This is a genomic window from Prosthecochloris sp., from assembly GCA_015482705.2.
GTDB lineage: Bacteria > Bacteroidota > Chlorobiia > Chlorobiales > Chlorobiaceae > Prosthecochloris.
The window spans coordinates 1-18,334 of the sequence record JADMLA020000035.1 but is presented as its reverse complement, the minus strand read 5'-3'; the positions used below and the strand labels follow the sequence as shown (position 1 = coordinate 18,334).

Annotated in this window: 17 protein-coding genes and 1 pseudogene; 6 read left to right on the top strand and 12 right to left on the bottom strand. The window is 48.2% G+C overall.

The window, feature by feature from the left end:
* Positions 1 to 156: 156 nt before the first annotated feature.
* Positions 157 to 825 carry a hypothetical protein gene (locus tag QZ209_RS08375; protein ID WP_110024380.1) on the bottom strand — a complete coding sequence of 223 codons (669 nt, stop codon included), beginning with the start codon at positions 823 to 825 and terminating at the stop codon, positions 157 to 159.
* Between the two features lie 410 nt (positions 826 to 1,235).
* On the opposite strand from QZ209_RS08375, the gene nadS reads away from it, so the two are divergent.
* Complete coding sequence (gene nadS, locus QZ209_RS08370) at positions 1,236 to 1,523, top strand: NadS family protein (protein WP_294346886.1); 288 nt, start codon at positions 1,236 to 1,238, stop codon at positions 1,521 to 1,523.
* 88 nt (positions 1,524 to 1,611) lie between these two features.
* Here the strand turns inward: nadS and QZ209_RS08365 are convergent, their stop codons facing one another.
* The 4 genes and pseudogenes from QZ209_RS08365 to QZ209_RS08350 form a co-directional block, all read right to left on the bottom strand.
* On the bottom strand, positions 1,612 to 1,836 hold the full coding sequence (locus QZ209_RS08365) for a hypothetical protein (RefSeq protein ID WP_294346884.1): 225 nt from the start codon (positions 1,834 to 1,836) through the stop codon (positions 1,612 to 1,614).
* 252 nt (positions 1,837 to 2,088) lie between these two features.
* Positions 2,089 to 2,871 carry a hypothetical protein gene (locus QZ209_RS08360; RefSeq protein WP_294346882.1) on the bottom strand — a complete coding sequence of 261 codons (783 nt, stop codon included), beginning with the start codon at positions 2,869 to 2,871 and terminating at the stop codon, positions 2,089 to 2,091.
* A 413-nt stretch (positions 2,872 to 3,284) separates the two neighbouring features.
* Positions 3,285 to 3,968: a CheR family methyltransferase gene (locus QZ209_RS08355; RefSeq protein ID WP_294346880.1), complete on the bottom strand. Its 684-nt coding sequence runs from the start codon at positions 3,966 to 3,968 to the stop codon at positions 3,285 to 3,287.
* A 219-nt stretch (positions 3,969 to 4,187) separates the two neighbouring features.
* Positions 4,188 to 4,451 (bottom strand): annotated as a pseudogene (locus tag QZ209_RS08350) (catalase-peroxidase); the annotation flags it as partial.
* A 610-nt stretch (positions 4,452 to 5,061) separates the two neighbouring features.
* On the opposite strand from QZ209_RS08350, the gene QZ209_RS08345 reads away from it, so the two are divergent.
* Together QZ209_RS08345 and QZ209_RS08340 are read left to right on the top strand one after the other, a co-directional pair.
* Positions 5,062 to 5,982 carry an ORF6N domain-containing protein gene (locus QZ209_RS08345; RefSeq protein ID WP_366515763.1) on the top strand — a complete coding sequence of 307 codons (921 nt, stop codon included), beginning with the start codon at positions 5,062 to 5,064 and terminating at the stop codon, positions 5,980 to 5,982.
* 84 nt (positions 5,983 to 6,066) lie between these two features.
* The gene (locus tag QZ209_RS08340; protein WP_294346875.1) at positions 6,067 to 6,273 is read left to right on the top strand and encodes a DUF2283 domain-containing protein; all 207 of its coding nucleotides are present in this window, start codon (positions 6,067 to 6,069) and stop codon (positions 6,271 to 6,273) included.
* 102 nt (positions 6,274 to 6,375) lie between these two features.
* Here the strand turns inward: QZ209_RS08340 and katG are convergent, their stop codons facing one another.
* From katG to QZ209_RS08325, 3 genes are all read right to left on the bottom strand, one after another.
* A complete protein-coding gene (gene katG, locus QZ209_RS08335) occupies positions 6,376 to 8,571 on the bottom strand; it encodes a catalase/peroxidase HPI (protein ID WP_294346873.1) in 2,196 nt (731 codons plus the stop codon).
* Between the two features lie 163 nt (positions 8,572 to 8,734).
* Positions 8,735 to 9,142 carry a transcriptional repressor gene (locus QZ209_RS08330; RefSeq protein ID WP_294346871.1) on the bottom strand — a complete coding sequence of 136 codons (408 nt, stop codon included), beginning with the start codon at positions 9,140 to 9,142 and terminating at the stop codon, positions 8,735 to 8,737.
* Between the two features lie 93 nt (positions 9,143 to 9,235).
* Entirely contained in the window at positions 9,236 to 9,676 is a 441-nt protein-coding gene (locus QZ209_RS08325; RefSeq protein ID WP_294346892.1) for an arsenate reductase ArsC, read from the bottom strand.
* 208 nt (positions 9,677 to 9,884) lie between these two features.
* Here QZ209_RS08325 and QZ209_RS08320 point away from each other — a divergent pair, with 208 nt between their 5' ends.
* From QZ209_RS08320 to QZ209_RS08310, 3 genes are all read left to right on the top strand, one after another.
* Positions 9,885 to 10,211, top strand: coding sequence for a metalloregulator ArsR/SmtB family transcription factor (locus tag QZ209_RS08320; RefSeq protein ID WP_294346869.1), 327 nt, complete (start codon positions 9,885 to 9,887; stop codon positions 10,209 to 10,211).
* Between the two features lie 94 nt (positions 10,212 to 10,305).
* Positions 10,306 to 10,539: a thioredoxin family protein gene (locus QZ209_RS08315; RefSeq protein ID WP_294346867.1), complete on the top strand. Its 234-nt coding sequence runs from the start codon at positions 10,306 to 10,308 to the stop codon at positions 10,537 to 10,539.
* Between the two features lie 238 nt (positions 10,540 to 10,777).
* Positions 10,778 to 11,785: a permease gene (locus QZ209_RS08310; RefSeq protein ID WP_294346890.1), complete on the top strand. Its 1,008-nt coding sequence runs from the start codon at positions 10,778 to 10,780 to the stop codon at positions 11,783 to 11,785.
* Between the two features lie 23 nt (positions 11,786 to 11,808).
* On the opposite strand, the gene QZ209_RS08305 is transcribed toward QZ209_RS08310, so the two are convergent.
* The 4 genes from QZ209_RS08305 to QZ209_RS08290 form a co-directional block, all read right to left on the bottom strand.
* The gene (locus QZ209_RS08305; protein WP_294346866.1) at positions 11,809 to 13,002 is read right to left on the bottom strand and encodes an ATP-binding protein; all 1,194 of its coding nucleotides are present in this window, start codon (positions 13,000 to 13,002) and stop codon (positions 11,809 to 11,811) included.
* Between the two features lie 129 nt (positions 13,003 to 13,131).
* A complete protein-coding gene (locus QZ209_RS08300; RefSeq protein WP_294346864.1) occupies positions 13,132 to 14,265 on the bottom strand; it encodes an ABC transporter permease in 1,134 nt (377 codons plus the stop codon).
* Between the two features lie 4 nt (positions 14,266 to 14,269).
* Positions 14,270 to 17,041 carry a ribosome-associated ATPase/putative transporter RbbA gene (gene rbbA, locus QZ209_RS08295; RefSeq protein WP_294346862.1) on the bottom strand — a complete coding sequence of 924 codons (2,772 nt, stop codon included), beginning with the start codon at positions 17,039 to 17,041 and terminating at the stop codon, positions 14,270 to 14,272.
* Complete coding sequence (locus QZ209_RS08290) at positions 17,005 to 17,997, bottom strand: HlyD family efflux transporter periplasmic adaptor subunit (protein ID WP_294346860.1); 993 nt, start codon at positions 17,995 to 17,997, stop codon at positions 17,005 to 17,007. The genes rbbA and QZ209_RS08290 overlap by 37 nt, the downstream gene beginning before the upstream one ends.
* Between the last annotated feature and the right edge of the window lie 337 nt (positions 17,998 to 18,334).

Here is an 18,334-nt window from a genome sequence, read left to right as displayed (position 1 = left end):
AGCCGATGGTACTGCTTAACTGCGGGAGAGTAGGTCGTCGCCGATTTTTTACTACACACATCAAAAAGCCCGTCTCAACATAGACGGGCTTTTGTGGTTGTGGTAGTTTTTGGTATTCTCAAGCGCGGTTTGTCGTGGTCACTGAGCAACGTTTTGTTAGCCTGCTTTAGTAACAGCTGACTCTTTCTTCCCGGCCTTTACTGTCTGTAAAATAATGTAAAACCCCAATATGAAGAATGCTTCTGAAAAAACCTTCAGTGGTTCTTCTGCAAGCGAAAGGTAAGACTGGATAGTACTGGCTGAATGATGATCCCATATTAAATAAAGAATGTCATGTCTGTTAGTGATTACATCTAATGTGACCATACCAAAGAGAAGAGCAAAGCCAAATATGAAAAATGGAAAGGCTTCGCGATAGATTTTCCATTCATTGCGATAAACAAAAAGCACACCTATCCCTAACAGTCCGTATAGACCAACGAGGATGTCGTCGATGCGATCAGTAACAGCAGTTTCTTCTATACCAAAGACACGATGAATCAGAAAATCTATGTTTTCATGAATCGTAAAGACTTCATCCGCAGCCAAAAATATAAACCCGATAGCTATAATCTTCCAGATCAAAGAGGGGTTTTTCCAACGAGAATACCAATTTATTAATAAAACGATGCCAAACGTCGCCAAAAGTTGAAGGAAGGAATATATGGTGACAAATTTACCTTCATCGAAATGATTGACTCCGCTTCTTCTATTTATCTCAAGAGCGGCAATAACTACTACCGAATTTAGTATCAGAACTAAAAATAACAGCTTTCTTGCATTCATAAATCAGCTACCCGTTAATCTGGTTCATTATTGTGCAGGTACAACACTGTGCTCGCCTGCTACTTTACGGCCAGAATATTATATGCTTTTATAGTGTCTTGTCAGCAATATACAGCATAAACGTCTCATGCCAGTCTCAATGTATCCAACGATCTAAAATCATAATCATAATTGGATTCCTGGAACTGAATTTGGATGCTAACTGCTGTTTAACAGTCACGAGCGATGTTGCTATACGTGTGTGGTTGTTTTTTGATGCAGAAGTATATTTTGTTGTGAACGTCCCCTTTCTCCCTTCTTTTTCTTTTAACGGCGTTCAGCAAAAGTGAGCGGGAGAATCTGTCGAAAGCAGAGCGGAATGAGCTTGCAGGATTGACAAAACTGCTGGTACAAAACTACAGGAGAAACACATGAGTAGTACATTTGAGAGTATAAAAAAGGGACTGGAAGAAGCTGTTGAGTATTCGAAAGGGAAAAAAGTCTGTGTCAGAGTTTTCAAACCGGAACCGGTGAATGTGAAAACCATTCGGCAAAAGACTCATTTGACTCAGGATGAGTTTGCAGCCGCATTTGGTATCAGCGTGGCAACGTTACGGCATTGGGAGCGAGGCGACCGTAACCCTCAGGGGCCTGCTCTTGTTTTGCTCAATCTGGTCAGGAAATCCCCCGATACGATATTGACTATTTTGAATGAATAAAGTGATGATGATTTGTCAGTAAAGAAAAAAAGCCGCCCCGGTATTCTTTGGGTGTCTTTTTTGTGCATAGGTGTTTTTTTCACGAACCTCACTCGAGGTCGAAGCGGTCGAGGTTCATGAACCTTGTTCCATGCGCCGACGAAGTCATGCACGAACTTTTCCTGTGCGTCATCGCTTCCGTAGACTTCTGCGATGGTTCCGATGCGGCAGCATGAGGTCCACAGGCCATTATGGAAGGTGTCGGTCTGCTGAAATCAATACCGAAAATGGGTTGCCCTATGGACGATAACGTTGGCAGGCGTGAACTGCTCATCTCGTTCGGGGCCTGATCGTTTGCTCTTCGCTATATGTGGGATAAAAACGATATTGTCGTTATTATTCGCGTCTGGCGCAGTAAAGAAAACAAACTGTAAAATTAGTTAGAATTTTTATGTATCCAGATATCGGCTAGTCAAAAATTACGAACTGATATATTTGTTTGTATGTTTTTTAGGTTTTATTCAGATGTTGCCCACCTGATCACATGAATTATTGCTGCCTAAGATGCTGCAACTTGAGCTCTTTCTCAGAACGGAAGAACATCTTCATCTCTAACTGAACTTTGTTGTTTTGCTTGCTGGTGCAACACGAGGCGATCCTGATTTTTAAGTAACCAGTCCATTCCTGCATTCTCCAATGTGTAGGCAATGTAGGATTCTCCATTGTAATTCAGCTCTTCTTTTGACTCAATGAAACCCTGCTTTCTCAATGAGGCCAATGCCAATGTCGTAGCTATTCTTGTATACCCCAATTTCTCCATGTCCTGTCGTACTAAATAGGTGGACACACGGTCTTCTGGGGTATCAAGGTTCTGACCGATTGCCACAAGCGCTACAATTTCTTGTTGATTAAGACCCTCAACATCGGTGACTGGAGATTTAGTCTCAAGATTACTCAACTTTTCCTGCTTCTTGAGAAGAGCTTTCAGCCTGTCAGTAATTTGGGTTTTGAATTGCTCAAAATCCCTGGATGACTCTGTTGTGTATTTAATTATATGCCGGTGTTGCACGTCAAAGGGGAATGCCTTCTTGCGTTGATCAGAACAGACCAGAATTACATCAGTGCGTGTTGCAATTGCGTACCCAAGCTCAAACCATACGTTTGGGTTATCTTCCGTAATATCGGCTAAACATAGTGATGCGGATCGTATACCAGACTCAATCTGCTCAATTGGAATGCTTGCTGAGGGATCACGATCTACTCGGTAGGATTGAAGGCCAGCGTCTTCAATTGCAGGTATAAAAACATCGTCACATCGTTTATCATACGGACCGCCATCAAACGGCTGAATAATGAAGCAAGTATTCATATATAATCTCCAGTTTGATGTTGATTACTTATTTCTATGAACTACCTATCAAAAAAGCAATTGTTATAAAATATATAGAAAGATGTAATCTAAGTGGCAAATGACTATTCCCAATTTTTCGGTAACCGATGATAAGTCTCACGTGAAATCTATAGTTTATGGCAGATATCCCTGACGTTGACTGCTGGATTCTTCCTCATCGCCTTCACCATTTTTTATCTTCGGTCTGTTTAGTGGGATTGTTGGTCAGCCTGCCTTATCCCTTCTTGTTTTCTACAACTTAGTGTAAGGTCTGCTAAAGATCACTTTCAAGGTGCTGGCAAAAGAGGCCGCCTCAAGCGGTAAACAGAGTGAGGGGTAAACGGTATTGAATTCCGCTGCTTAAAAGGATACAGATGATTCTAACGGGGAGGTTAAACCTCAATTCTCAATTGCGTAAGCTCTTTCACATCCCAAAGCCCCAGTGACTTGTCTCTAAAAACACCATTCATTTCTGTACAATTCTCATTAAGAATTATCTTAGGTTCCGGAAAATTGAATGGCGCCTTCTGAAAATTTACTGGGCGCCAGCCACCTGTAACGATGTCCTTGTTTGCTTCTTCTTCAGGAAATGTCGTTGTCATAAAGAACCTGGAGCCGCTTCGTAGAATATTGATTAGCGCTTTATGAATATCAGATATCGAAAAGTGTACCAAACAGTCGCGGCAGAAAACCAAATCCATAGGTCTTTGAACATCTTCAAGTAGATTGAAATGAACAAAAGATATGTTGTTGCTTCTATGCTTCTGATTGTTACCGGAGATGATCGAATGGACAATATCTCCTCCTAAATAAACGATATCAGAAAGATCAATTCTCTGAAACCAGTTAAAGTCACCGCAAGGGACATCAAAGATGGAGGTTATCTTCAGGCGCTTGATGATGTTAGGGACTTCTTCAATTATTGTTCTTGTTTGCAGCAATGTTGAGCCGATGCCAGAGACTGACTCGTCGGCTTTCCAAATATTTGCCTTCTCAATTTCTGTAAATACTTGTTCAGCGGATCTTCCCGCAAACTTTCTTCCGTCCGAATAGTCAAATAGGTCTGAACGATCCATGTATTACATACTCCAATTCATATTCTGGTCTGGTATGCCATTATTTTATTATCAACATCACGGATTTCGATATGTCCTGCAAACAATATACAGCGTAAACACATTTCGCCAGATCAAAACTTCTGCGTTCTACCAGCCCGAGTGCAGGTTCTGATGCACAAAAGCCGCCCCGATATTCCGGAGGCGGCTGTTTTTATTGAGGTCTCGTTTCTCGTTACCTCAGCAGAGGTCGAAGCGGTCGAGGTTCATGACTTTGGTCCATGCTGCCACGAAGTCTTGCACGAACTTTTCCTGTGCGTCGTCGCTTCCGTAGACTTCCGAAATGGCGCGGAGCCGTGAGTTCGAGCCGAAGATGAGATCGGCGCGGGTGGCAGTACACCTTGGTTCAGCGGTCTTGCGGTCACGGCCCTTGAACGTCTCATGCTCTTTCGAGAGAGGTTTCCACTCCGTGCCCATGTCGAGCAGGTTCACGAAGAAATCATGCAGCAGGATACGGGAGCGTACTTCAATAGTGATAAAAGTCCAAACCTTATTTCGTTTTTTGCACTTTCAGTGAAGCTCAGCCAACACCGACTGCCTGAGAATTACATCAATAGAACATAAGGCCTTATAGCCAGTACACTGACACTGAAAAACTTAACTGGTAACAAAATGTGTGACCGGTTCAGAATTCTTAAGCACTCAGCCAATAATCCTTTCGTCTTCAAAAAGCAATACAAAGATGCTCACAACCATTTTTTAATCATCAATAGAACAGAAATTTATCACATCGGTGTATCCCTAAAAACCTGAGGAAAAAATGGTTTGCCTTCTCCGCTCCAGCTATGAAGATAGATTCGATCCGGTTATACCAACTGTAAGAAAGTCGATGTACAGCCATCTGGTACAAAAGAATGATGGGTTTGAGAATAAAATCTCATACTGCACTGAAATCAGAATGATCGCTCCAAGATAGGCTACCAAGTTGGAGATTGGAGAGGTGAAATTACTTTTTTATTTTGGCGTCAGTTGTTATTCTGCTATGCAATTACTGTTGCAATAGTAATAATGAACGCTAATCCTGAAACACGCTATTCGGGTTATTTTGGGCATAATGGAAAGCAAGTCGACAGAATTCGATAACACAATTGTGTCTGTGGAAAATATCCAGAGCATGATTTATACAATTCGCGATGTTCAGGTGATGCTTGACAGCGATTTGGCTCGTGTATACGGTGTTGAGGTTAAAAGACTGACGGAGCAGGTTAAGCGCAATATTAATCGGTTTCCAGATAATTTCAGGTTCCAATTAACTCCAGAGGAGTTTGAAAAATTAAGGTCGCAAATTGCGACCTTAGAAACGGGAGGCGGTCGAGGAAAACATAGAAAATATTACCCCTATGTTTTCACGGAGCAAGGTGTTTCCATGCTTTCTGCCGTTTTGCGCAGTGAAACTGCAGTCATGGTCAGCATCAAAATCATCAATGCTTTCGTGGAAATGCGGCGGTTTCTCCAGCAAAATGCAGATGTCTTTACCAGGCTGGATTCTGTTGAACGTCGCCAGATTATCTTTGAGGCAGAAACCGAAAAGAATTTTGAAAAAATATTCAAAGCGCTGGAATCAGATGAACCTTCAAAGCAGGGGATATTTTACAACGGTCAGGTTTATGATGCTTACACATTCGCCTGTGATCTTGTGCGGAGGGCCCGGAAGTCACTGATCGTTGTTGATAATTATGTGGACGACTCGGTGCTGACTCTGCTCAGTAAACGCAAGAACGGTGTGTCGGCAACGATTTATACCAAAACCATTTCTCGGCAACTCGCTCTCGATCTAAAAAAGTACAATCAACAGTATCCTCCTATTTTCATTGAGGTTTTCAAAGATACCCATGACCGTTTTTTAATTATCGATAGAACAGAAATCTACCACATTGGAGCTTCCCTGAAAGATCTGGGGAAAAAATGGTTTGCCTTTTCCAGGTTCGAATCCAGCGCGGTGGAAATGCTGAAAAAAATGGAAGTGAAAAAATGACCATCGCTGAATGGATTTCGCAGCATCAACTAATTTTCTCCTGATACACAGGGTTTTTTCTGATAAGAAAAGAGGTATAAAAATATGAGAGTAAAATATTTTTCAGATACCTTCACAGCTCATGTTGAGTTCACTGATAGTGAGGTACAGGAGACAAAGGAAATCAGTGGAAACATCTATATCGATATTGATGAGAAAGGAAACCTTGTCAGTATGACAATAGAACATGCAAAGACGAATGCAATGCTCTCCGAGTTTTCTCTTCAGGAAGTCATATCTCAATCAGCCTGATTTTGTACATAAAGGCTCCGCAGTTCCATTAAAGAAAAAAAGCCGCCCTGAATTTCCAGAAGCGGCTTTTTTTATAATGCATAAGTGTTTTTTTCACGAGCCTCACCCGAGGTCGAAACGGTCGAGGTTCATGACTTTGGTCCATGCTGCCACGAAGTCATGCACGAACTTTTCCTGTGCGTCGTCGCTTCCGTAGACTTCCGCAATGGCGCGGAGCCGGGAGTTCGAGCCGAAAATGAGATCGGCGCGAGTGGCAGTCCACCTTGGTTCACCGGTTTTGCGATCGCAGCCTTCGAACGTCTCATGCTCTTTCGAGAGAGGTTTCCACTCCGTGCCCATGTCAAGCAGGTTGACGAAGAAATCATTGGTGAGCGTTTCCGGCCGTTTGGTGAAGACACCTTGCTGTGATTGTTCGAAATTGACGTTCAGCACCCGCAGGCCGCCGACGAGCACGGTCATCTCCGGTGCCGTGAGTGTCAGCAACTGAGCGCGGTCGACGAGCATTTCCTCTGCGGAGACGCTGTATTTCTTTTTCATGTAATTGCGGAACCCGTCAGCCAATGGTTCGAGAACCGAGAACGAGTCCGCATCGGTCTGCTCCTGCAAGGCATCCGTGCGGCCCGGTGTGAAGGGAGCGGTCACATTGTTGCTGCCACGTCTTGCAGCTTCTTCGATGCCTGCGCACCCTCCCAGCACGATCAAGTCGGCGAGCGAAACTTTCTTGCCGCCAGGCTGTTCTCCGTTGAAGACATCATGGATTTCCTCGAGTTTCTGCAGCACCCGTTGCAGTTGCTCGGGCTGATTGACCTTCCAGCTTTTCTGCGGAGCGAGCCGGATGCGCGCGCCGTTCGCCCCGCCGCGCTTGTCGGAACCGCGGAACGTCGACGCTGAAGCCCAGGCCGTCGAGACAAGTTCCGGGATCGAGAGTCCGGAGGCAAGGAGCCGTTTCTTGAGCTCCGTGATCTCCCCTTCGCCTATCAGCTCATGATCGACAGCGGGAACCGGGTCTTGCCAGATCAAATCCTCCGCAGGGACTTCCGCGCCGAGATAGCGCGATTTAGGGCCCATGTCACGGTGTGTCAGTTTGAACCACGCCCGCGCAAAAGCGTCCGCGAACTGGTCGGGGTGCTCGTAGAATCGCTGTGAAATCGGTCCGTAGATCGGATCCATGCGCATCGCAAGGTCTGCGGTGGTCATCATGGTCGGAACACGTTTCGATGGATCGTGGGCGGCCGGTGCGAGATCCTCTTCGGCCACATCTTTCGGCTTCCATTGCCATGCTCCCGCGGGGCTTTTCGTCAGTTCCCACTCGTATTTGAAGAGCATGCCGAGATACCCCATATCCCAATGAATCGGGTCGGGTGTCCATGCCCCCTCCAGTCCGCTGGTCATGGTCTCGTCCCCCTTGCCGATGCCGTAGCCGCTCTTCCAGCCGAGCCCCTGTTCCTCTATTCCGGCGGCCTCGGGTTCGGGGCCTAACAGCTTCGGGTCACCGACGCCGTGACATTTGCCGAAGGTGTGACCACCGGCCACGAGTGCCACGGTCTCCTCGTCATTCATGGCCATGCGTGCGAAGGTTTCGCGAATGTCCTTGCCGGCGGCAACGGGATCCGGTTTGCCGTCGGGCCCTTCGGGATTGACGTAGATCAGGCCCATCTGTACTGCAGCCAGGGGGTTTTCAAGGTCTCGCTCCCCGCTATAGCGAGTGTTGCCGAGCCACTCGACCTCTTTACCCCAGTAAATATCCTCTTCAGGTTCCCATATGTCCACGCGTCCACCGCCGAATCCGAAAGTTTTGAACCCCATCGACTCCAGCGCACAGTTGCCCGCAAGGATCATGAGGTCGGCCCAGGATAGTTTTCGTCCATACTTCTGCTTAATCGGCCAGAGCAACCGGCGCGCCTTATCGAGGTTCGCATTGTCGGGCCAGCTATTGAGCGGCGCGAAGCGCTGATTGCCGGTGCCTCCACCGCCGCGGCCATCGCCGGTTCGATAGGTACCCGCGCTGTGCCACGCCATGCGGATGAATAGCCCGCCGTAATGACCATAGTCAGCGGGCCACCACTCCTGCGAATCGGTCATCAGCGCATAGAGGTCTTGTTTGACGGCTGCAAGGTCAAGTGTTTTGAACGCTTCGGGGTACCTGAACGCTTCATCCAGGGGATTACCCAGGGAAGAGTGCTGATGAAGCATGTCGAGATTGAGCTGGTTCGGCCACCAGTCCCGATTCGATGTGCCACTTCCGGCTGTCTGTTTGCCCGATCTACCCGTAACCGGGCATTTACTCTGTTCATTCATGCGGTTACCCCCTTCTGTTTTGTGAACGTTTGCAAGGTACTTCTATGAATAAATAGTGCTACGTGCATTACTTCTGGTACTGCATAGAACTTCCGGATTTCCGATAATCGGAATCATTATTAATAAAAGGATAAGAAAACCACCCTCTCTTTTCAAGAGGAATTCAGCTTTTTTCTTTGCATGCAGGGCAGGTTCCAAAAAAGTCTATCCGATGCCCTGCAATATCGAAATCTGTCAAACGCTGGATTTGCTCGTCGATTTCAGGAAACAGATACGCTTCGAAATCAACGATTTTGCCGCACTTTCGGCAGATAAGGTGGTAATGCGGTTCGGTTTTAGCCTCGAACCGGTCGAAGGTACTGCCGGCATCAATTTTCTGTGCAAGGCCCTGTTCGATAAGAATCGCGAGATTTCTATAGACAGTGCCAAGGCTTAGTTTGGGAAACTCCGGCTTGAGCTTGTCATACAGCCACGTAGCTGTAGGGTGGCATTCGGTAGAGCGAAGAACTTCCAGAATTCGTTCTCTCTGCCGACTGTTTCGATACTGTTTTGCCGAAAGATTCTGCTTCACGGGCCAAATCTATTCGTGAACGGTTACTCTTTCGGCAATGTACTATTTTCATATCGTTGTAAAAAAAGCCTTTGTCCTCTTGCGGTATTTCTCTTATCGATGCGTCTCGATCCATTCTGCAAGTTTTTCCCTGATCTCATCGCGGACTCGCCTGAAAACATCGAGCTTTTCTTCATCTGTTCCTGTTGCTTCGGCTGGATCGTCGAACGGCCAGTAGAAGCGGTTTTCCTCACTAAGGAGTCCGGGCCAGATTCTCGGGCAGGTTTCGTTTGCTTTACTGCACACTACGATGAGATAGTGGATGAATGTTTTGCCGAGATATTCCTCCAGGCCCTTAGGGTGCTGGCCGCTTATGTCTATATCGACCTCTTGCATGACCTGTACCGCCACGGGATGAATCTCGTCACGAGCTTCCATGCCGGCGCTGAGCGGCTCGAACCGGTCACCGGCCATATCTCGTAAAAAGCCTTCTGCCATCTGGCTGCGAGCGGAGTTGCCGGTACAGAGGAAAAGCACTTTTTGTTTTTTGTCCATAATCATGATTTTAGCCGGACGATATGTGCCGGTTTGTTGGTAATTCTGTGTACCTGAAAAAGGTAGCTGTTTCAACGGGAGCGTTACTGCTTGCTTTGCAAAGGTTTTACATTATAGAATACTATGGCCTCTCGAAAACCGTGAGGAATAATATATTTGGTTTATTGTTTCATTATCGTAAATTTACGATAAACTATGATGTCTTACAATGCGGAGAACCGACAAACACATAGATTACAGTGAAGACGAGCTGGAAATGGCGCAATTTGCTAAAGCGCTCGGACATCCGGTCAGAATAAAAATACTGATGCTGCTCGAAAGCCAATCCTGTTGTTTCACCGGTGAGATGACCGCGATGATTCCTCTGGCTCAGTCTACAGTTTCCCAGCATCTCAAGGCGCTCCATGAAGCGGGGCTCATTCAGGGTGAGATCAGTCCGCCAAGGGTGAAATATTGCATCAACAGGAAAAACTGGGCAAAAGCGCGGAATCTGTTCGGAAAGTTTTTTGCTGAAAAGAGCGCAGTCTCGCCTTGAGTGAGGATGTAGCGGCATGAATTGACGGATAGCAAAATTTTTTTATAACATTTATCGCCTATTTGCGATATGCGATGAAAAATGAAGAGTTACGATGAAAAAACACATTAAAGTACTTGGTTCTGGTTGTGCGACCTGTAAGCAGCTCGAATCGCTTGTCCGTGAAGTTGTCGTCGAGTCAGGCATTGAGGCGACAGTTGAAAAAGTCGAGGATATTCAGCAGATCATGGCCTACAACGTTCTTTCAACTCCCGCTCTTGTTGTTGACGAGGTGGTCAAATGTTCGGGGCGTATACCCTCACGAGAAGAGATCGAGGGGTACCTCTAAAAACTTATTGCGCGCACAAATTGCTGCGTTGGTCGGTGCTCGAAATCTTCATCCCGACTCATCGGGACACTCCGGTTTTGAAGTTTATCCCGATAGAATCGGGACTCATGACACCTTTTAGAGGTACCTTTACGATTTTTTTTGATGATAACAAGAAGCGCTGAGCAATTTCGGGAGTATACATATCAGGATTATGAAGCAAAGAGAAAAAGGATCGCAACAGGGAGGCCAAACAGGTATGTGGCTGAGGTATGCCGTTGTTTCTGTGGGTTTGTTGTTTCTGTACAACAATCTCGAGTTGTTGGCTGAACTCATAGTCGGTATTCTGGGATTAAGCCGTGAGAGTCATTTCGGTGAGGCTTTGTTTTTCTTCATCTATGAAGTTCCGAAAGTGCTGCTTTTGCTTGTCGGAGTGGTATTTGTCATGGGCATAGTACACACCTTCGTATCGCCGGAAAAAACCAGAGCGATGCTTTCGGGACGCAGGTCGGGGGTCGGCAATGCTATGGCGGCAGGCCTTGGTGTTGTCACTCCATTTTGTTCCTGTTCGGCGGTTCCTCTTTTTATTGGCTTCTTACAGGCGGGGGTTCCTCTGGGTGTTACGTTTTCATTTCTGATTGCCGCACCGATGGTCAATGAGGTTGCACTTGCCTTGCTGTTCGGGATGTTCGGCTGGAAAATCGCCTTGACATACATGACAATGGGGCTCGGTATTGCTGTTGTTGCCGGAATGGTTATCGGGAAACTCGGTTTGGAAAATCAGCTTGAAGAGTGGGTCAGGCAGATGTTGAACAGCACTGTTGCAGCGAGTGCAAAGGGATCGGATATTTCCTGGCCTGAACGATTCGGTGAGGGTCTCGATCATGTTCGATCGATCGTTGGAAAAGTCTGGCTTTATATTGTCGTGGGAGTAGGTGTCGGCGCCGGCATCCACGGGTATGTACCCGAAAACTTCATGGCTGAACTGATGGGTGAAAGCGCATGGTGGTCGGTACCTGTCGCGGTGCTGCTGGGTGTTCCCATGTACTCGAATGCTGCAGGTATCCTGCCTGTCGTGCAGGCGCTTTTGGGCAAAGGAGCTGCGCTCGGAACTGCCATGGCGTTCATGATGAGCGTCATCGCTTTATCGGCTCCTGAAATGATTATCTTGCGCAAAGTCCTCAAGCCACGTTTGATTGCGGTTTTTGCGGGTGTTGTCGCTGCAGGGATCGTGCTGGTGGGGTATGTGTTTAATCTGGTGTTTTAGGCTCTCATTAAAAGATTCTCAGCTTACAGGAACAGTTCGGCTGGATCGATTGCAAGGAAATCCTGCCACGGGATTCCGGAGTTGCCGACCAGGAGGACTTTTTCAGGATTGTACCGCTGTTTGAAAGCCTCGATACCGGATGTGTATCGGGTACTACCTGACTTTACCTCGAGGCCAATGACCTTGTTCTTCTGCACGAGAATAAAATCGACCTCATGGTTACCGTGTCGCCAGTAGTTGAGCTGGTATCCCGTGGATAACGAATGATTGAGCAAGTGGGCTCCGATTGCAGATTCTACCCAGCGTCCCCATTCGGCGGGTTTTTCGACAATATCATTGAAAGTGCTCTCCTGCTGGGCGCTGATCAAGGCTGTATTATGGACCTGGAACTTAGGGCTCGAAGCTCTTCTCCGAACAATTTTCGGACTGTATTTTTCAAGTCCGCCGAGGAGTCCTGCTGTATCGAGAAGTTGCAGATAGTGCGCAAGGGTTGTCGTGTTCCCTGCGTCCTGAAGCTGTCCCATGATTTTAGTGTAGGACAGTATCTGGCCTGAATAATGGCACCCGAGCTCGAACAATCGCTTCATCAGGGCTGGTTTGTCGACACGGTTGAGCATGAGGATATCCCTTGAAATACTGCTTTCTATCAGTGAGTCCCTTATGTAGCGAGACCACCGTTCTTCATCGCCGATCAGGGCTGCCGCTCCAGGGTATCCCCCGAACCAGGCATACTCTTCGGGTGTCAACCCGAACGCCTGTTTCATCTCCGAATATGACCAGTGTCCGAGATAGATTGTTTCAAAGCGCCCGGCAAGCGATTCGCTCAGTCCTTCCTGGAGCAGGAGCCTCGATGATCCGAGCAAAACCACTTTCAGGTTGAGCTTGTTTGCACTGTCGTTGTCCCACTCCCGCTTAACGGTTTCACTCCAGTTGCTGATTTTCTGTATTTCATCGATAATCAGGATCGCCTCTTTCCGCGGAGACCGTCGTAGTGCGATTCGAGCAGCTTCCCACTGTTGAGAAATCCATGCCAGCTGTCCTGCAGAGACATTGTCTGCCGTGGTAAAATGAGTGGTTTGTTTTGTCGCTTGCATGAATTGCTGGGCAAGCGTTGTTTTACCAACCTGCCGTGGTCCATGTATGACCTGGATAAACCGGCGCGGTTCTGCATCCAGGCGCTTTTCAAGAAGGGCTTTTTGCTGTCTTTCTATAAGCACTGCTGCTGTTTTTGCTTTTGCTGTTGAGTAAATTTAATCAATTTATTGAGTAAATGAAATGTTGCTGAAGAGTGTCAACGACAGCGAAAGATGACGCCTTCATGGTGTCAGGTTGTGTTGTTTATGTGTTTACAGCTGGGTTTGTGCGACGGTTTTTCGGAAACGGGTAAGCGCTATGAGGAAAAATACCGTTCCGATGAGGCTTATGACGGCAAACTGTTTCCAGACCACGCCGATTCCGGCCCCGCGGTACATGATCGCTTTTGAAAAATTGACAAAGTGGGTCGTTGGGGAGATGAGCATGATGTTCTGGACAATTTCAGGCATGCTTTCCCGTGGTGTGACTCCCCCCGAGAGCAGTTGCATCGGCAGGATGACAAGAATGATCAGCAAACCGAACTGAGGCATGGACCTGGCGATGGTTCCCAGAAAAATACCGATGGATGTCGTTGAAAAAAGATGGAGCATCGCACCGATCATGAAGAGTGTGATCGAGCCGGCGATAGGCACCTGGAAAAGACCCTTGACAACCAGAAACAAAGAGAGCATTGCGCTGGCAAGAACCACTATACCGTTGGCCCAGACTTTTGCTCCCATGATTTCCAACGGGGTGAGCGGCATGACGAGCAGGTGTTCGATGGTGCCCCGTTCACGTTCCCTGATCAAAGCCGCTCCTGTGAGAATGATGGAGAGAATGGTGATGTTTGTCATGATTTCCATGACGCTGCCGAACCAGATCCCGTTGAGGTTCGGGTTGAAACGTACTTTGACGGCAAGATCGATGGGCAGAGGTGTCGATGTTCTGTATCCTCGAACAAACTCCAGCACTTCCCCGTTGATGATACTGCTGATATAGCTCGATCCGATAAATGCTTGTGTCATCCGGGTTGCGTCGACGTTGACCTGTATTTCCGGAAGTTTTCCCGCGAGTACGTCGTGCTGGAACTCAGGTGGAATAACAAGCACGAAGGTGTAGAGCCCTTCATCCATACCGGGATCGATTTCCTGCTGTGAAATATGCTCGGGATGTTTGAAATGTGGAGGGTAAAACGCATCGATGATACGTTCCGACAGTGGTGAACGGTCGTTATCCACAAACGCTATGGGGGCGTTGTGCAGTTCACGGGACTGTGCTCCGGCAGCTACATAAATGCCGACGGTGAACATGAAAAGGATGAGCCCGAGCATAATTTTGTCGCTCCAGAGACTTCTCAGTTCTTTGATGCCCAAGTGCCAGATGTTTCTTGCCGTGTGTCGTTTCATTTTTTCACTCCCCCTGTTTTTTGAGCAGGATAAGACTCAGGCCTGTAAACACCGGGATAAAGGCGCAAAGAGCGGCGATATAGCCGTACAGGTCTCCCATGCCGAGTTCTTTGGTGAAACATCCTCTCGAGATATAGAGAAAATAGGTTGTCGGATAGATGTTACCGAGAAATGCGCTGGCCCCGTCGAGGGAGGATACCGGATCGGTCAGGCCACAGAAGCGGACGGCGGGTATCAAGGTTGCGAATGCCGTTACCGCGAGGGCCGCAAGTTGTGTGCGGGTAAAGGAAGACATCAGGAGTCCGAAACCGGTAGTGACGATGACATACAGCAGGGCGCTGAACGTCAGTGTCGCAAAGCTTCCCCTGACGGGAACGTCGAATACCGTGACGGAGAGCACGACAAGCGTGAAAAAGCTGATCATTCCGATGGCGATGTAAGGAATCTGCTTGCCGATCAGGAACTCCAGGCGTGTTACCGGTGTGACATAGAGGTTGGTGATCGAACCGAGCTCTTTTTCACGCACGACACCAAGGGCCATGAGGATAGCGGGGATAAAGATCAGCAACAGTGGGATGACGGCCGGAACCATCGCTGTCAAACTTTCGAAGTCCTGGTTGTAACGATACCTGACCTTGAGCGACACCGGGGCAAAGGTCGGTTTATCGCCATAGGTCCTAACTGCGAGGTCGGAAAGGTAATGGGAGTGGAGCCCATAGATGTAGCCCCTGATGGTTTCACCATGAAAAGGCATCGAGCCGTCGATGAGAGCCATGATCTCCGTGTTTCTTCCCCGTTTGAGGTCTTTTCCGAAATCGGGGGGAATTTCGAACACGGCTTGCAGTTCGCCGTTCTGGAGACGGCGCTCTATGTCGTCGGCCGAAACGAGTGGTGGGTGCTCGGTGAAGTAGACCGAACTGCCCATACTTGCGATGTAATCCCGGCTTTCCGGGCTGTTGTCCCGGTCAAGAACAGCGAAAGGAGTGTCTTTTATATCGAACGTTATACCGTAGCCGAGGATCAGCATCAAAATAACCGATCCAAGTAATGCGAAAGCCAGGCGTACAGGGTCGCGTATTATTTCGAGAGACTCTCTGTACATGTAGCCGTACATTCTTCTCGGACTGAAGATGATGTTTTTCCTCTCGGCTTGGGGGGAAACTGACGGCTTCTCCGACGGTGTAGCCGATATGCCGTCGGTGTGCTCTTCACCGGCGGCCTGACGGAGATACCCGATAAAGGCGTCTTCCAGGTTTGCAGCCTTGCTGGAGTGGACAAGTTCATCCGGCGCTCCGATCGCGAGGACTTTTCCAGCGTGCATAAGTGATATGCGGTCGCAGCGTTCCCCTTCGTTCATGAAGTGGGTGGAAATAAATATGGTGACACCCTGATTACGGGAAAGGTCGATGAGTATTTCCCAGAACCGGTCTCTGGCCAGCGGGTCGACACCGGACGTTGGTTCGTCGAGGATGAGGAGTTCAGGATCATGGACTACGGCGACAGCCAGTGAAAGACGCTGCCGTATTCCCATGGGTAAATCCGTGGCAAGCTTTGTCTTATAGGGCTTGAGTGAAAAGCGCTCGGTCAGCTCGTCGACCCTTGAGGCAATATGTTCCTCAGGAAGATGAAAGAGGCGTGCATGCATCGTGAGGTTCTGCTCGACAGTGAGTTCACCGTAGAGAGAAAAAGACTGGGACATGTAGCCGACTCGCTTTCTTGTTGCCAGATCGAATGCGTCGATGCGTCGGCCAAACAATGTTGCACTGCCTTCGCTGGATGGAAGAAGGCCGGTCAGCATTTTCATGGTTGTGGTTTTGCCGCAACCGTTTGAACCGAGAAAACCGAAAATCTCGCCCTGTCCAATGGAGAAACTGACGTGGTCGACAGCCGTGAAGTCGCCAAACCGTTTGGTCAGGCCGTCGGCCTCGATCGCAGTGGTTTTTTGTTCTCGAGTGTATGGAGGGATGACAAGAGATGAGTGGTCTCCTCGTTTCTCGGTAGGAAGAAGCTCGATAAATGCATCCTCGAGGTTGTCCTTTCCCGCTCGCTTTCTCAATTCACCTGGAGTTCCTTGCGAAAGGATATGCCCGCTATCCATCGCAGCGAGCCAGTCGAAACGTTCGGCTTCCTGCATGTATGCAGTTGCCACAATGACACTGATTGCCTTTCGGTTCCGTATACGGGCGATCAGTTCCCAGAATTGCTGCCGGGAAAGAGGGTCTACACCTGTTGTCGGCTCATCGAGGATCAAAAGATCCGGTTCATGAATCAGCGAGCAGCACAGACCCAGCTTCTGTTTCATGCCACCCGATAGTTTGCCTGCGGGCCGGTTGCTGAACGGCAGCAATCCGGTACTTTCGAGCACTTCCTCTATCTGGGTACGTCTCTTGTTCGCCGGGAGGCCGAAAAGCCTGCCGAAAAAATCGACGTTTTCATGGACTGTAAGCGTGAGGTAGAGGTTTTTTCCCAGTCCTTGAGGCATGTAGGCGATTCGAGGTGATACCGAACGGCGAAATCCGGAATCTCCAATATTTCCACCCAGTACACTGATTGTTCCACTCTGTATTTTGGTTGCTCCGGCTACAAGACCGAGCAATGTGGATTTTCCTACACCATCAGGTCCAATAAGGCCAGCCATACATCCGGCGGGGATGTCGAGCGTGATCTCATCGAGAGCCCGGGTATCTCCATAGTGATGGGAGACTTGTTCGAACCGGGCGATAGCGCTGTATTCGGCGGTCATTTGTTCACCTGAATCTGCAGGCTTTCCGGCCATTGTTCGTCGTTATCCAGCTTGACATATGCCATGCCCGGCAGTCCTGCTTTCAACGGAATATCCTTATACTTACTGCTTGCGGTATCGAGTCTCACCTTGATGCGGAACATGAGTTTTTCCCGTTCGGTTTTTGTCTCGACCTCTTTGGGTGTGAACTGGGCTTCGGGTGACACGAATGAAACGGTAGCCGGGAGGGGCTGTTCCGGAAGGGCATCGAGAACGATACGGGCTTCCGATCCTATGGCGGCCTTTCCTGCCTGAGCTGTCGGCAGGAAGATAGTCATGTAGGTATCGTTCAGATCGAGAACGGTAAGCGCTTTGCTTCCTGCTCCGAGTACCTCGCCGGGTTCCGCCAGTTTGTAAAGCACCCTTCCGTTTACAGGTGTCTTGAGAAAGCTGTCATCGATCGTGGTTTGAACTCTTTCGATATTTGCTCGTGCAGCTGCCATTGCGGCGTCGCTTTCCGCAACCATAGCTTGTGCAGCCTGAAGTGCGGCGGTTGCCGACTGCAGTCGGGTCGTTTGGCTGTCCATGTCCTGTTTTGAAATGACGTCGGCTTGAAACAGCTTTTGTGATCGGGAAAAATCTTTGCCGGCCAGGTTTCTTTCGCTGTTGCGTTGTGAAACGAGGGCTTTGGCCTGTTTTTTTGATTCTTTTGCACGGTCGAGATTTGCTTCAGCCTCATGAAGCAGCGATTCGAGCTCCGTTATTTCCATGATGGCAAGTGTCTGTCCTGCTGTTACCATGTCTCCTTCTTCGACCATGACTTTCTCCAGCTTTCCCGCATGTTTGGTTGCGATATCGTATTCGATTGCTTCCAGCCTGCCATTGCCGAAAGCGATCGATTCTGGTAATGCCGGTTGCCGCAACACCAGCAGCAGCAGTATAATCAGAAGAACGGCAGCTACAGCAGCACCTGCTATCATTATCCAGCGTTTGGCGGGTTCATTGTTCATTGTTACAGTGCTTTTATTCTCACGAAAAATTTTTGTCATATATTAATAATCAAATTTGGTCATTTGAGCAAAAAGTTTTTTGGAAGACAATGCCGTATGACCGGGCAGGTTGCATTTTCAAGTACAGTGATGATGCAATGATGGAACGATTGTAAGGTCGAGCCTGTTGAATAAAAACCCTCTGTCGAAAAAAAGAGAAAAAGAATGAAAAAATCTTTGGATCTTAAGGGGGTAGTCCCTACATTAAGAGCCCGTTGAAGGAAGCGGGCTGGTTCGAGAGGGCCAGGTGTTCTGTACCAAGCATGAGAGAAGGGAAAACGAAAGAATCGCGAGCTGC

What these genes read in the sequence shown, in the direction of transcription:
- QZ209_RS08345 (WP_366515763.1), top strand. Translation starts at nt 5,062, where the DNA reads ATGGAAAGCAAGTCGACAGAATTCGATAACACAATTGTGTCTGTGGAA.
- QZ209_RS08365 (WP_294346884.1), bottom strand. Translation starts at nt 1,836, where the DNA reads ATGAGCAGTTCACGCCTGCCAACGTTATCGTCCATAGGGCAACCCATT.
- QZ209_RS08375 (WP_110024380.1), bottom strand. Translation starts at nt 825, where the DNA reads ATGAATGCAAGAAAGCTGTTATTTTTAGTTCTGATACTAAATTCGGTA.
- QZ209_RS08290 (WP_294346860.1), bottom strand. Translation starts at nt 17,997, where the DNA reads ATGAACAATGAACCCGCCAAACGCTGGATAATGATAGCAGGTGCTGCT.
- katG (WP_294346873.1), bottom strand. Translation starts at nt 8,571, where the DNA reads ATGAATGAACAGAGTAAATGCCCGGTTACGGGTAGATCGGGCAAACAG.
- QZ209_RS08360 (WP_294346882.1), bottom strand. Translation starts at nt 2,871, where the DNA reads ATGAATACTTGCTTCATTATTCAGCCGTTTGATGGCGGTCCGTATGAT.
- QZ209_RS08355 (WP_294346880.1), bottom strand. Translation starts at nt 3,968, where the DNA reads ATGGATCGTTCAGACCTATTTGACTATTCGGACGGAAGAAAGTTTGCG.
- QZ209_RS08310 (WP_294346890.1), top strand. Translation starts at nt 10,778, where the DNA reads ATGTGGCTGAGGTATGCCGTTGTTTCTGTGGGTTTGTTGTTTCTGTAC.
- QZ209_RS08300 (WP_294346864.1), bottom strand. Translation starts at nt 14,265, where the DNA reads ATGAAACGACACACGGCAAGAAACATCTGGCACTTGGGCATCAAAGAA.
- QZ209_RS08340 (WP_294346875.1), top strand. Translation starts at nt 6,067, where the DNA reads ATGAGAGTAAAATATTTTTCAGATACCTTCACAGCTCATGTTGAGTTC.
- rbbA (WP_294346862.1), bottom strand. Translation starts at nt 17,041, where the DNA reads ATGGCCGGAAAGCCTGCAGATTCAGGTGAACAAATGACCGCCGAATAC.
- QZ209_RS08325 (WP_294346892.1), bottom strand. Translation starts at nt 9,676, where the DNA reads ATGGACAAAAAACAAAAAGTGCTTTTCCTCTGTACCGGCAACTCCGCT.
- nadS (WP_294346886.1), top strand. Translation starts at nt 1,236, where the DNA reads ATGAGTAGTACATTTGAGAGTATAAAAAAGGGACTGGAAGAAGCTGTT.
- QZ209_RS08315 (WP_294346867.1), top strand. Translation starts at nt 10,306, where the DNA reads ATGAAAAAACACATTAAAGTACTTGGTTCTGGTTGTGCGACCTGTAAG.
- QZ209_RS08320 (WP_294346869.1), top strand. Translation starts at nt 9,885, where the DNA reads ATGCGGAGAACCGACAAACACATAGATTACAGTGAAGACGAGCTGGAA.